11 protein-coding genes and 1 tRNA gene are annotated in these 13,200 nt (G+C 41.9%); 5 read left to right on the top strand and 7 right to left on the bottom strand.

The features are described 5' to 3' along the window. Positions 1-24 precede the first annotated feature (24 nt). Positions 25-726: an IS1 family transposase gene (locus tag ACO1B7_RS11230; RefSeq protein WP_004730370.1), complete on the bottom strand. Its 702-nt coding sequence runs from the start codon at positions 724-726 to the stop codon at positions 25-27. A gap of 225 nt (positions 727-951) precedes the next feature. On the opposite strand from ACO1B7_RS11230, the gene folP reads away from it, so the two are divergent. Then, positions 952-1,803 (top strand): dihydropteroate synthase, encoded by an 852-nt coding sequence (gene folP, locus ACO1B7_RS11235; RefSeq protein WP_071850729.1) that lies wholly within the window; start codon positions 952-954, stop codon positions 1,801-1,803. A 108-nt stretch (positions 1,804-1,911) separates the two neighbouring features. Continuing rightward, positions 1,912-2,226 (top strand): DUF5713 family protein, encoded by a 315-nt coding sequence (locus ACO1B7_RS11240; RefSeq protein WP_071850728.1) that lies wholly within the window; start codon positions 1,912-1,914, stop codon positions 2,224-2,226. Positions 2,227-2,256: 30 nt separating this feature from the next. Here ACO1B7_RS11240 and ACO1B7_RS11245 read toward each other — a convergent pair whose 3' ends face one another. The 3 genes from ACO1B7_RS11245 to ACO1B7_RS11255 form a co-directional block, all read right to left on the bottom strand. Beyond that, positions 2,257-2,943, bottom strand: a complete 687-nt coding sequence (locus ACO1B7_RS11245; RefSeq protein ID WP_129716743.1) for a hypothetical protein — start codon at positions 2,941-2,943, stop codon at positions 2,257-2,259. A gap of 91 nt (positions 2,944-3,034) precedes the next feature. Then, positions 3,035-3,120, bottom strand: a tRNA-Leu gene (locus ACO1B7_RS11250). A 170-nt stretch (positions 3,121-3,290) separates the two neighbouring features. Then, positions 3,291-4,019: a hypothetical protein gene (locus tag ACO1B7_RS11255; RefSeq protein WP_423090320.1), complete on the bottom strand. Its 729-nt coding sequence runs from the start codon at positions 4,017-4,019 to the stop codon at positions 3,291-3,293. A 174-nt stretch (positions 4,020-4,193) separates the two neighbouring features. Here ACO1B7_RS11255 and ACO1B7_RS11260 point away from each other — a divergent pair, with 174 nt between their 5' ends. Further along, positions 4,194-4,700 carry a hypothetical protein gene (locus ACO1B7_RS11260; RefSeq protein WP_005097708.1) on the top strand — a complete coding sequence of 169 codons (507 nt, stop codon included), beginning with the start codon at positions 4,194-4,196 and terminating at the stop codon, positions 4,698-4,700. 52 nt (positions 4,701-4,752) lie between these two features. On the opposite strand, the gene ACO1B7_RS11265 is transcribed toward ACO1B7_RS11260, so the two are convergent. The 3 genes from ACO1B7_RS11265 to ACO1B7_RS11275 all read right to left on the bottom strand — a co-directional run bounded on the left by ACO1B7_RS11265 (position 4,753) and on the right by ACO1B7_RS11275 (position 7,520). After that, on the bottom strand, positions 4,753-5,034 hold the full coding sequence (locus ACO1B7_RS11265; RefSeq protein WP_005097706.1) for a hypothetical protein: 282 nt from the start codon (positions 5,032-5,034) through the stop codon (positions 4,753-4,755). A 46-nt stretch (positions 5,035-5,080) separates the two neighbouring features. Then, positions 5,081-6,403: a polyamine export protein PaeA gene (gene paeA / locus ACO1B7_RS11270; protein WP_005097704.1), complete on the bottom strand. Its 1,323-nt coding sequence runs from the start codon at positions 6,401-6,403 to the stop codon at positions 5,081-5,083. A 127-nt stretch (positions 6,404-6,530) separates the two neighbouring features. Beyond that, complete coding sequence (locus ACO1B7_RS11275) at positions 6,531-7,520, bottom strand: LysR family transcriptional regulator (protein ID WP_005097703.1); 990 nt, start codon at positions 7,518-7,520, stop codon at positions 6,531-6,533. Between the two features lie 662 nt (positions 7,521-8,182). Here ACO1B7_RS11275 and ACO1B7_RS11280 point away from each other — a divergent pair. Beyond that, on the top strand, positions 8,183-9,784 hold the full coding sequence (locus tag ACO1B7_RS11280; RefSeq protein WP_004280550.1) for an isocitrate lyase: 1,602 nt from the start codon (positions 8,183-8,185) through the stop codon (positions 9,782-9,784). Positions 9,785-10,042: 258 nt separating this feature from the next. Continuing rightward, positions 10,043-13,141 carry a multidrug efflux RND transporter permease subunit gene (locus ACO1B7_RS11285; protein ID WP_423090214.1) on the top strand — a complete coding sequence of 1,033 codons (3,099 nt, stop codon included), beginning with the start codon at positions 10,043-10,045 and terminating at the stop codon, positions 13,139-13,141. Positions 13,142-13,200 lie beyond the last annotated feature (59 nt).

Genomic DNA, 13,200 nt, shown 5'->3' on the forward strand with positions numbered 1-13,200 from the left:
GGTGTTTCAAAAAGTATGCTGGCGTTAAACAAATCCGTTATTAAGGTAAAAGAAAGTCAAATCAAAGGCTTTAAAATGATTTTCGAGCTTTTTAGAAAAGTTGCAACTTCTCCTAAATCCACGCCTGATTCGATGACGAATTCTACAATTGTTACCTTCAATACCGACGGTAAAAAACTTACCAATCACTTGCTTGCAACATTGAAATGCTGTGATAAAACTATCCCAATGATCACTCGCAATTCGAGCATATTGAACCCCAAGCTTTTTAAGTCTAGCTTTAAGACGTTGAACCGTTGCTAAATCCCGCTTACCCCAAACATAAGCAACAATTTCTCCAGATTCTCGATGGTAGGCATAAATAAGCCATTGTTTATTTTGCTTATTCCCTACAAAAGTCCAAAGTTCATCGACTTCAAGACATTCGTAGTGGCTTTGTTTAGGCTGAATCTGATAGATCGATTCACTTAAGGTTCGTAATACCTTGCCAATGCTGATACGCTCGACTTCAGCAATATCTCTAACACCGCTTCCTCTGACCATCAAATGTAATATCTTGCCGGTAATACCTGAGTTACACCCTTGATAGCTTAATGCATGATCACCAATAAACTGACGTTTGCAATCTTTGCACTGATGGTTTTGTTTCCCATCTACTTTGATGCCATTTCTCTTTATATTGTTACTTAGACAGGTAGGACATTTGATTTGTAGCGTTATTTTCATACCTCTATTTTATCAAAAGCCATATTGTTTTTTTCAGCATACTTTTTGAAACACCACCGTATTTTAGAAAGTGAATGGGCAGATGTGAAAACATTATTACAAACCAAGATAATGCAATATTCTAAAAAAAATTACTTCGAAATCTAGGTCCTGGCCTTATTCAGCTTTGCTTTATTTAATTATCCATAAGACAATATTGGGGTTATTGTGAATGAGTATTGAATCATGCAGCTGATGCCTTTGTTACCACATGTATGGACATTTGGTGATTTAAAATTGGACTTATCCCAGCCGCATGTAATGGGGATTCTCAATGTCACCCCGGACTCTTTTAGTGATGGTGGTCGGCATAATCAAAAAAAAGATGCGGTTGCCCGCGCACTGGAAATGATGGCTGAAGGTGCCACGGTAATTGATATTGGCGGTGAGTCGACCCGTCCAGGTGCCGCAGTGGTAGAAGTGGAAGAAGAAATTCGCCGCGTCGTGCCTGTGGTGGAAGAACTAGCTAAACATAAGGTCATTCTTTCGATTGATACGTCGCAACCTGAAGTCATACGCGCAGCGATTCGGGCCGGAGCGCATATCTGGAATGATGTTCGTGCATTAACAAAGCCGAATGCATTGCAGACTGCAGCAGAGCTGAATATTCCAGTGATCATCATGCATATGCGTGGTGAACCAACCACCATGAATAATCTGGATCAATATGAAGATGTCACTGCTGATGTGATTCGCGAGTTATCCCAACGCGTTCAGGATGCTTTGGATGAGGGAGTAAAAGCAGAAAATATCATGATCGATCCGGGTTTTGGTTTCGCTAAAAATGCCCAGCAAAATTTAAAGCTGTTGCAAGAGTTTTATAAATTTACAGAAATGGGCTATCCGATTTTATCTGCTTTATCTCGTAAACGCTTTATCGGAGCAGTTCTGGATGGTGCTGAACCGCAAGCGCGTGCAGTCGGTTCGGCAACAGCACATTTATTGAGTATTCAGCAAGGTGCGTGTATGGTACGGGCACATGATGTTAAGGCTACAGCCGATGCGATTAAAATCTGGCAGGCTATGCAAACAGCTTAGAACTTCAGGGTTGAAAATTAGCATCTTGGCAATGTTGTTTGGCTTTTAAGCAACAATATGCTATATAGGCACGCTTAGATTAGATAGTCATCCTTTAGAGTGCCTGTAATGTTTGCAGATTTACTTCTCCCCATGTTCGATGATGAATATTATCCCGATATTCTGGTTGCTGAAATCAAGCAGCACATCGAACGTTTTGCCCAAAAAGTCGCTAAATCAGGTTTGTCAGATCAAGAAATTTATCAGCTTGCCAATCTGACTGTGGCTGATATTAATGTCATGAAACCTCAGTTTGAAGATCTGGATTCATCTCTGGATGATACTGCCGCTGATTATATTGCTGAAGCCATGATGATGGTGGTGCAAGAGCACGGCCTGTTCGAGATTGAAATGGAAGAGTTGATTACCAACCGTGAATGGTGATTTAAGAAAACCCTGCAGCTGCAGGGTTTTTTAATGTCTGTTGAAATAATCTTTAAAGTTATTAAAGCGAATCGAGCCTAATAATAGTTGCTCTTCATTCATACATTGCTGATAGAGATTCTGGTAATAAGCTTGCAGATTTGAGTGGCCCTGAACCTGTTGTGGTGTTTTTGATCTGGATTGTTGATAAGCCCAAAAAGCCAGTTGCCGGAGTTTCTGCAATTTGATCTGATCAATTGCGCTACAGGAACTTTTAAATAGAGGTTCCAAGATCACAGCGCCAAAAGAGGATAGCGCTAAAATGATCATGCTAATGATGACCAGCACATCCGAATGAACCAGATAAAGGTTAAGCAGCAAACATAGAAAAATTGGAATTTGCAGATAGAGACAATTTTGCAAACGCTGACTATAAGCTTTGGAGCTGAATTGCGCCTGATATTGTGCATGCCAGATATAGGGATACAGTAGTGCCAGCAGCACAATTAAGGTGACATTAAACGCAATCGTGGCATTTTTAAAAAAATAATATTCCAGAAATACTGAGCTGAGACTACAGGCTACACAGACCAGAAGGGACAGTAAATTAATCGCGATAACAAACTGGATATTTTGCAAGGCATTAAATTTAAAGCGGCTATAACGCAGTTTAAGGAAAAAAGCGTCTGGATGACGTAATTGTAATGTAGCGAGATCAAAGTGTTTTAATTCTGACATGGGGATTTCGCGCTAAAAGAATAAAATTCAGGCACAAAAAAACCAGCCTAATGCTGGATTTTTTATTGCACCATTTTAATAAATATTAAAATGGTGCCCGAGGCCAGACTCGAACTGGCACGCTTTGTGGGCGGGGGATTTTAAATCCCCTGTGTCTACCGATTTCACCACTCGGGCATGTGCGCAATAATAGAGGACGAAATAAAGCTTGGCAAGCAAATTCCGAAATGATTGCTTTCTTTTCAAGCAATTCCGTGGCTTCTATTCTAAAAATCAGCAAATCAACGTTTTTTAAAATTCAATATTTGCAGATCTTTAAGATGGCCAATGAAAAAGGATAGAGAGAACTATGAATTTTCATCCAGATAGCTGTCGACATCTAGATGCTTGATCGTTTTACAATATTGATGCTCATATTTCAGCAGCCGCGTATATAACCCGGCATAGTGATTTAATTGCTGTTTTAGTTCGGCATACCGAGGATCATGGCTTGAATAAAAACGTAATTTTAGTCGGATCAGGCAGGTTTGTTTATAAGCCCAAAAACAGATTTTACGTAATTGTTGTAGCTGATAGTGCTCAGTATTTTTACTATTTTCCTTGAATAAATTTTCTCGATAAAAGCGCACAAAACCAAAGCTCACGCCAAAGAAGAATAAGCTCCACATCAGCAAACTGCTTTGTATAAAGACCAGATTTAAGGCTTGCATCAGAATCACAATAGCCATCTTGATCGGGGTATGACGCAATAACTGATACAGCGAATAAGAAGAATGCTGAATCTGGTACAGAATCAAGGTGAGACTCAACATCAGGAACAGTAGAATGGCCAAAATGGCATAACTCTGTGCCTGAAATTCACTGATTTGCACAAAAGATTGCTGTACGAGATCTCCTAACATCAAACTGATGGGAACAAAAATCATGGCGGCCGAGGCCCAAGGAATTAAAAGCTTGGCTTTATCCCAGATTCCACGGATTTTAATCTGACTGTAAAACAGGTAATTTCCTTTAAATGCAGTCGGATATTGGCGCTTAAGTTGCTGCAGCAACAAAGTCACTTGCGTAGGGGGCATCATCCAGAGATTGATTCAGAAATAGACACAGGCACTATAGTCGATTTGACGCAGAATCACAGGACAAATCCATTTTCAGCGCTTATCATTGCTTTAATCACGAAGATTTTAGTTTTTTAGCCACGAATTATGCGAAAATAGCCGATTCAAGATTTATTTTTTTAAGGACAGTTTATGACTGATCAATCTCCTGAGGCGTTAAGCGACATCGAAATTTTAGACATCCTGCAAAGCATGAAAAAGGATGAGCTAAATACTGAGGCGAAAGAAGTGATTCGTCAGGGTGGTAAAGCTGGTCGTCAGGAAGCGCATAAAGAAGCGTTAGTGGCATTGAATCAGTCATTTGAAGACAAATTTGTCGAAGCGGTATCTTTGGCTTTGGGCCTGAATACGGCACAAATCAAAAAAATCCGTTATAAAAAAGACCGCGTCCGTATTTTAAAAGCGCGCGGAATCGACTATATGGCGATTGATGGCGCTGAAACGGCACAAGTGCTGTCCCAGATTGCACAAGCGATTCTGCGTGAAGATGCGATTGTTACCCATGACCTGCATAATATTTTTCCATTCTGGAAAGAAGGCTGGCCTATGGTGCAGTTCGACAATGCTTACAAGATTCTAGAAGATGATATCCAGATTCACTATCAAGCTGTTTTAGATGCATTGTTAACAAAGATCTAAGCACCTCAATAGATGTAAAAAAGCACCGTTAGGTGCTTTTTTATGATTGAATTTACTGGTTTGAATAAAACAAACTTAAAATAAAACTGATAGGAACGATAAATAGTCGTCCCCATAAAATCAAAGGTATGGCCAAATACTGTCCCCAACTCATGGTTCGGTCATAATGGCCACGGTGACGCTGGTAACCATAAGGGGTAATGATGCAAGCAAAAATCAATAAAATGATCGCTAAAAACAAGAACAGCGGATTTTGTTGTTGAGCAAAAAAGAAATAGATTAAATACAGTCCTGAATAAAAACTAAAACAAGCCAACAGCGCAGAAATGGACATCACTCTATCCTTATGATTTTTATTTTAAAATAGAGGAAGAATCAGATTATTCTGATTCTTCCTGAATTAATGGATTGATTTCAATGATCCGAGTCACCAGCAACTGGTCAATCTTGAAATGATCGACATCGACGACTTCAAATTTATAACCGGCATGAATGACGGTATCGGCAGGACGCGGAATTTTACGCAGCTTGAACATCATAAAACCAGCCAGTGTTTCGTAATTTTCCTCATCTGGCATTGAGTCGATTTCAAGCGCATGTTTCATGTCTTCAATTGGCGTGCTGCCTTCAATCAACCAGGAATTATTGTCACGCTTAATAATTTGCTGATCGGCTTCAATTGGTGTCACCCAGTCGCCCATTACAGTAATCATAATGTCGGAGAGGGTAATCACCCCAACCACCAGCGCATATTCATTAATGACGACGGCAAATTTTTCCTTGGTCGAGCGAAAACGGTCCAGAACTTCCGATAAAGTTAAAGTATCCGGAATGGTCAGGACATTACGGATGGTATTTTCATTTAACTGTAGCAGCGACTGGTTATTCAGAATCCGCACCAGAATATCTTTGGCATCGACATAGCCAATCACACTGTCGATGTCATTGCTACACACCAGAAACTTGGAATAGGGATATTCCGCCAGCTTTTGCCGAATACTTTCTTCTGGTTCATTTAAGGTAAAGAACACCACATTCTCACGGGTAGTCATACTCGAAGGTACATTACGCTCTTCCAGCTCGAATACATTTTCAATGAAATGATGTTCCTGTTTTTGCAGTACGCCAGCTTGTGCACCTGCATCCATCACTGCGGAAATATCATCAAAGGTAATATTATCATCACGAATGGTATTCACTTTAAACAGACGGAACAGCATGTTGGCAATAACATTAATGAGCCAGGCCAAAGGCTTACAGACTTTAATGAAAATCTGAATGGGTTCAATGACCGAGACTGCGATCTTTTCTGGCGCAATCATGGCCAGACGTTTCGGCATCAAGTCTGCAAATAAAATAAATAAAGAAGTGACGACAGTGAAGGAAAGTGCAAAGCTAATGTTTTCAGCCCACGGACCCTGGTAAAAGCGGGAAACAAAATTAAAAATATAAGGACGGAAGGCTCCTTCACCTAAAATACCGCCAAGAATGGCGACTGCATTTAAACCGATTTGAGAGGCTGCAAAGAAGTCAGCAGAATTTTCTTGTAGATCTAAAACTTTTTGAGCGCGATGTTCACCCGATTCAGCCAGAATTTTCAGTTTGACTTTACGGGCACCTGCGAGGGCGATTTCTGTTAAAGATAAAAAACCGGCCCCCGCGATGAGTATTAAGATAATCACGATATTTTGTAAGAGGCTCACAAATCCACCTGTGGATGAATAGTATCTTGGGATATTTTTAACACAAAAAAAGGCTTGAGGTGTAAAAACTACCTCTCAAGCCTTCAAAGTATAATCTTAAAAAATAAGAATTTAGAAGAATTTGAGTTTAATAGTGTGAAAATTGAGAGTTATTGCTCAGGAATTCACGATTTTCTTCTTCAATCATTTGACGCGCAACATACAAAATCAGCTGACGTAACCAGCGATGTGCAGGGTGATGATGCAATAGAGGGCACCATGCCATTTTGAGTTCAAATTCGGGAATATAAAATGGTGGATCTTTCAGAATTAAATTATGATTCTTGGCTTGCAGGCGTGCGATCCGTGAAGGCAGGGTTGCCACCAGATCGACATTGGAGGCCAATAAACCTGGCATTTGATAATGACGGGTAAAAACCGAGATTTTACGTTTCTGGCCAATACGTTCCAAAGCCTGATCGATCCAGCCTAAACCGGCCTGTTTCTCCGGGTTGACCCCGAAGCCCACACCCATACCGGTTTTAGAGACCCAGATATGCTGTGCATCCAGATAGCTTTTTAAGTTCAGGTTGGTTGCAGCCGGATGTTTATTGTTTAATAAACAGGAAAAACTGTCACGCCAGACCAGAACCTGATGAAAACTTTGCGGTATTTCATTAAAACGGTTAATCGCCAGATCAACTTTGCCTTGTTCCATGTCGCGATATGACACGTCACTTGGGGTTAGGAAGTCTAATACTACATTCGGTGCTTCTGAACGTAAGGCTTTGACCAGACGCGGAACCAGCGTTGCTTCCGCATAATCCGAAGTCATGATCCGGAACACACGATTTGAGGTATAAGGACGGAACTCGGTACGTGGTTCCAGAATCATCGACAAGTCAGCCAGTGCATCCCGAATACGTGGTTGTAATTCTAAGGCACGTTCGGTTGGGGTCATGCCTTCAGAAGAACGGATCAGGAGGGGATCATTAAATAAATTGCGTAAGCGACGTAAAATGTTGCTCATGGCAGGTTGGGTAACACCCAATTGTTCTGCTGCACGTGTGACATTTTTTTCGCGAAGAAGTACATCAAGATAAATTAATAGATTGAGATCGACCCGCTCCAGATTCATAAAAGAAATACCGAGAATAAATACAAGAAATTATGATGATTATGCCATAATTGCCGGGCCTTGTGTAAAGCGCCGATGAAAAAAAGCCATGTGCTCACTGATAAAGTTTACAGAATTAACACAGGCTTAGACTCTATTATTTACAGTGTACATAAGAAAAAAGATGCACGTTAAATGGACCATCATTTAGCCTTTTTTATAGATTGGGATGAAAGCCCTCTTTTCGCTTTAAAAGAAAATCATAAAAGCTATTCTTGCATTCAAGATTTGAGTGAAAAGTAAACTAAATCAAGAATTCCTTGAGTTGAATAAATCATCAAAGATCAGCATTTTTTAAAAATAAAAGGACATAAAATCCATATCCAGACTTAAGTCTAATGAATTATTTTTAAGCAACATGCGGAAATTTTATTAATTTTTATTTTTAAATAAATATATATAAAACAGCGATTTAATTTAATTAATTAAGATTGTACTAAGACTTTGATCTACTCATTTTTTAAATAAATACTGAAGATTCTTGCAGACTATTGGATTAATTTTCATAAGCCCACTAATCTTTAGCTATCCCAACGGATCGTCGAAAATCTGAACAAGTCATTGAGGGTGTGATTTGAGCGGTTCGTTGCAGAAAAATCCTAATATTATTACAGGAATATATCATGACTACATACCAAACAGCGATTGATGCAATCCGCGAATTAAAAGCGAAATTCGGTAACACTTGGGCAGACATCAGTCCTGAAGATGCTGCGCGTATGCAACTTCAAAACCGTTTCAAAACTGGTTTAGACATTGCGAAATATACAGCGGCAATTATGCGTCGTGATATGGCTGCTTATGATGCAGACTCTAGCAAATACACTCAATCACTAGGTTGCTGGCACGGTTTCATCGCGCAACAAAAAATGATTGCGAACAAAAAATACTTCGGTACAACTGAACGTCGCTACATCTACCTTTCTGGTTGGATGGTTGCAGCGCTTCGTTCAGAATTCGGTCCACTTCCTGACCAATCTATGCACGAAAAAACGTCTGTTCCTGCATTGATCGAAGAAATCTACACATTCTTACGTCAAGCTGACGCGAAAGAATTAAACGACTTGTTCCGTGCACTTAAAAAAGCACAAGAAGCGGGCGACACTGCTAAAGCAGCTGAAATCACTTCACAAATCGACAACTTCCAAACTCACGTTGTGCCAATTATTGCGGACATCGACGCTGGTTTTGGTAACGAAGAAGCGACTTACTTACTTGCTAAGAAAATGATCGAAGCGGGTGCTTGTGCACTACAAATCGAAAACCAGGTTTCTGATGCGAAACAATGTGGTCACCAAGCTGGTAAAGTAACAGTTCCACACGAAGACTTCATCGCGAAAATCCACGCTCTTCGCTATGCATTCCTGGAAATGGGTCTTGACGACGGTATCATCGTTGCACGTACTGACTCTGAAGGCGCTGACTTGACTCAAAAAATCCCAGTGGTTAAAGAGCCAGGCGACATCGCTTCTCAATACATCAGCTACTTAGATACAACTGAAATCGACATTTCAGAAGCTCAAGAAGACGAAATCCTGATCAAGCGTGATGGTAAACTTCACCGTCCTAAACGTCTTGCTTCTGGTCTATACCAGTTCCGTGAAGGCACGCAAATCGACCGCGTTGTACTTGACTGTGTAACTAGCCTACAAAATGGTGCTGACTTGCTTTGGATCGAAACTGCGACTCCAAACGTTGCTGAAATCGCTCACATGGTTAACCGTGTACGTGAAACAGTTCCAAATGCGAAACTTGTTTATAACAACTCGCCTTCGTTCAACTGGACTTTAAACTTCCGTCAACAAGCATATGACCGTTGGGTTGCTGAAGGTAAAGACGTTTCTGCTTACGACCGTGCTAAGTTAATGAGCGCTGAGTACGATGCAACTGAACTGGCTGCTGAAGCTGACGAAAAAGTTCGTACCTTCCAAGCTGATGCTGCTCGTGAAGCGGGTGTGTTCCATCACTTGATCACACTTCCGACTTACCACACAGCTGCGCTTTCTACTCATGAGCTTGCTCAAGGTTACTTCGGTACTGAAGGTATGTTGGCTTATGTTGCTGGCGTACAACGTAAAGAAATCCGCGGCGGTATCGCATGTGTTAAACACCAAGCAATGGCTGGTTCTGACATCGGTGATGACCACAAAGAAATCTTCGCTGGTGACAATGCATTGAAAGCTGGTGATGATTCTAAAAACACAATGAACCAGTTCAGCGCTTAATCCGCTCAATTGATTCACCAAAAAACCCTGCATCTGCAGGGTTTTTTGTTTGGAAAAATGCTATTAATAAATAGGGAAGAGCAATCTCAAGAATGTGCTCAAAAGGGATTATCCATAATTTCTCCATGATTGGTTTTTTATCGCAGCTTTTATGTGTTTAATTCTTGCATTCTAGCGCTATGTCACTGAATATTTGGATATAGCATGCTTATGTTCTGCATCAATTTACCCCTATTTAATTAAAAGTGACCCGGACTTATGCTGTCTAAATTTTTTATCCACCGCCCGATCTTTGCTGGGGTGCTGGCGATTGTTGTCATGGCAATCGGCTTGTTCGCAGTGATGAACCTGCCAGTGGAACGTTATCCGGACATTGCCCCGCCAAGGATAACGGTGGCAGCAACTTATAGCGGCGCTTCTGCGGAAACTGTGGAAGAAAGCGTGACTCAAGTGCTGGAACAGCAAATCAAAGGCATTGACCATCTGCTGTATTTCAGTTCGAGTAGTGATTCTTCAGGACGCAGCCGGGTCAGCATTAGCTTTGAAAATGGCACCGACCCAGATACTGCACAGGTTCAGGTACAAAATGCGATTAATGGGGTACTAAACCGATTACCGGAAGATGTACAACGCCAAGGCGTTAATGTCTTCAAATCGCTCGGCGATACCCATATGGTGATCAGCCTGTATGATGAGTCGGGGCGCAGCAACAATATTGAACTTTCCGACTATCTGATGACCCATCTGGAACAGGACATTTCCCGGATTGAAGGCATTGGTGAAGTCGATGTTTTTGGTTCACAATATGCGATGCGGATCTGGCTGAATCCGGCAAAATTAAAACAATATAACCTGATGCCAAGCGATGTGCGTGCTGCGATTGAAGCCCAGAATACCCAAGTCGCTGCTGGTGCGATTGGTAATTTGCCCGCTATAGATGAGCAATACCTGAATGCCAAAGTTACTTCGGGTTCACGGCTAAAAACCGTGGAAGAATTCCAGAATATTATTGTCAAATCGGATCGTGCCGGCAGCTTTATTTATTTGAAAGATATTGCGCGGGTGGAACTGGGTGCTGAAAATTATCAATCCTATAGTACTAATAATGGTTATCCATCGGCTGGTCTGGGTATTTCGCTGGCCTCAGGTGCCAATGCCATTGCCACCTCTAATCTGATTAAAGCTGAAATTGCCCGCATTTCCCAGCAATTGCCTGAAGGCTATAAAATTGCTTACCCGCGTGACAATACGCCTTTTGTACAAGAATCAATTAAAGAAGTGGTCAAAACCCTGATCGAAGCCGTGATCTTGGTCATCATTGTGATGTTCATTTTCTTGCAGAACTGGCGTGCCACTTTGATTCCTACCGTGACTGTTCCAGTGGTGATTTTGGGTACGATGGCGGTGCTGTATGCACTGGGTATGAGTATCAACACCTTAACCTTATTTGCGCTGGTTCTGGCGATCGGCCTGTTGGTGGATGATGCGATTGTTGTGGTGGAAAACGTCGAACGGTTGATGCATGAAAAGCAACTGTCTGCCAAGGACGCGGCCCTGGAATCCATGCAGGAAATTAGTGGAGCACTGATCGGGATTACTTTGGTTTTGACCGCAGTCTTTATTCCGATGGCTTTCTTTGGTGGTTCGACTGGCGTGATCTATCGCCAATTTTCTATCACTTTGGTTGCGGCCATGTCGCTGTCCTTAATGGTGGCATTGATTCTAACCCCAGCATTGTGCGCGCTTATTCTAAAACCGAATCCTAAACCGGCAAAATGGGCATCCTGGTTTAACCAGAAACTGGATCATTTAAAACATCGTTATCTGAATTTGTCTAAACTCACGGTCCAGCGTCAGGCAATCTGTTTGCTGCTGTTTGCCGGATTGATCGGTGTGTTTGCGCTGTTCTATCATGCCTTGCCGACCAGTTTCTTACCGAGTGAGGATCAGGGGATCTTAAGCTTGCAAATCAAATTGCAGGAAGGCGCTCCGATGAAAAATACCATTCAGATCGGTGAAGAAGTCCGTAAGTATTTTCTGGATCAGGAACAAGCTAATGTCAATCTGGTGATGATCCGTTATGGGCGAAATTTCTCTGGAACTGGTCAGAACCTCGCGACCGGTTTTGTAGCGTTGAAACATTGGGATGAGCGTTCCGGTCAGGACAATACTGCACAAGCGATTCGTGAACGGGCTTTGAAGCATTTCCAGAGTAATCGCAATGCACAAATTAATGTGTCCATGCCAGCTTCAGTCAATGGTCTGGGACAAACCGATGGTCTGGATTTCTGGATTCGAGACATCAATGGCAATGGCCGGCAATATCTGGAACAGCAATTTAAAGCGCTGGAAGCTCGGGCGGGCAACTATACAAGCTTTGAAAATCTGGGCAAGCGTTCTAATCCTGACAAAGCAGAACTACGTGTCAATATTGATCAGAAACAGGCCATGGCCAACGGCCTGACTCAATCGGCAATCAACAGTACTTTATCCAGTGCTTGGGGCGGCAGTTATATCAATGACTTTATTGATCGTGGTCGGATTAAACGGGTGATTATGCAGGGTGATGCTGAATTCCGCTCTAAGCCGGAAGATCTGGCACAGTGGCATGTACGAAATGACCAAAATCAGATGGTGCCTTTCAGTAACTTCTCGCAAGTGGGCTGGAGTGGTGGTCCTGAAGTGGTCAACCGCTTTATGGGGTATACCGCATTGCAAATGGAAGCCGATCGGGCCAAAGACAGCAGTTCCGGTCAGGCCATGCAGGATGTGGAAGCTTTGATTGCTGAACAGGAGGGAGTCGATGTGGTCTGGAGCGGTCTTTCCTTTGAGGAAAAACAGTCCAATAATCAGGCGATCTGGCTGTATCTGATTTCAATTGGCTTTATTTTTCTGTGTCTGGCGGCTTTATATGAAAGCTGGAGCATTCCAACCGCCGTGATGTCGGCAATTCCACTGGGGATTGGCGGCAATATTATTTTTAGTTATCTGGCTGGTTTCCCGAATGATATCTATTTCCAGATTGCCTTGCTGACCACCATCGGTCTGTCCTGTAAGAATGCTATTTTGATTGTAGAATTTGCTTCATTAGCGCAGCAACAAGGCAAATCGGTAGTAGAAGCGGCACTAGAAGGTGCCTCTTTACGCCTACGTCCAATTTTGATGACTTCTTTGGCCTTTGGCGCAGGGATTTTACCGTTGGTCTTTGCTACAGGGGCAGGTGCGGTGAGTCGTCAGGAAATTGGGGTGAGTGTATTTGGTGGTGTTATTTTTGGAACTGTGCTGGTGCTGATTTTTATTCCATTTATGTATGTTTTGATTCGTCGCTTGATAAAGAAAAAACCAATTATTGAATAAATTTATGGTTTTTTTATAAAAAGCCTGACTCAGTCAGGCTTTTTTCTGGCTAAATATCG

The sequence above is a fragment of the Acinetobacter lwoffii genome, assembly GCF_049367455.1.
In the GTDB taxonomy this organism is placed as follows: domain Bacteria; phylum Pseudomonadota; class Gammaproteobacteria; order Pseudomonadales; family Moraxellaceae; genus Acinetobacter; species Acinetobacter lwoffii_W.

Excerpts from the sequence above, each read along its gene's own strand:
- ACO1B7_RS11280 (WP_004280550.1), top strand. The coding sequence starts at position 8,183 with ATGACTACATACCAAACAGCGATTGATGCAATCCGCGAATTAAAAGCG.
- ACO1B7_RS11245 (WP_129716743.1), bottom strand. The coding sequence starts at position 2,943 with ATGTCAGAATTAAAACACTTTGATCTCGCTACATTACAATTACGTCAT.
- ACO1B7_RS11230 (WP_004730370.1), bottom strand. The coding sequence starts at position 726 with ATGAAAATAACGCTACAAATCAAATGTCCTACCTGTCTAAGTAACAAT.
- ACO1B7_RS11285 (WP_423090214.1), top strand. The coding sequence starts at position 10,043 with ATGCTGTCTAAATTTTTTATCCACCGCCCGATCTTTGCTGGGGTGCTG.
- ACO1B7_RS11255 (WP_423090320.1), bottom strand. The coding sequence starts at position 4,019 with ATGCCCCCTACGCAAGTGACTTTGTTGCTGCAGCAACTTAAGCGCCAA.
- folP (WP_071850729.1), top strand. The coding sequence starts at position 952 with ATGCAGCTGATGCCTTTGTTACCACATGTATGGACATTTGGTGATTTA.
- ACO1B7_RS11260 (WP_005097708.1), top strand. The coding sequence starts at position 4,194 with ATGACTGATCAATCTCCTGAGGCGTTAAGCGACATCGAAATTTTAGAC.
- ACO1B7_RS11265 (WP_005097706.1), bottom strand. The coding sequence starts at position 5,034 with ATGTCCATTTCTGCGCTGTTGGCTTGTTTTAGTTTTTATTCAGGACTG.
- ACO1B7_RS11240 (WP_071850728.1), top strand. The coding sequence starts at position 1,912 with ATGTTTGCAGATTTACTTCTCCCCATGTTCGATGATGAATATTATCCC.
- ACO1B7_RS11275 (WP_005097703.1), bottom strand. The coding sequence starts at position 7,520 with ATGAATCTGGAGCGGGTCGATCTCAATCTATTAATTTATCTTGATGTA.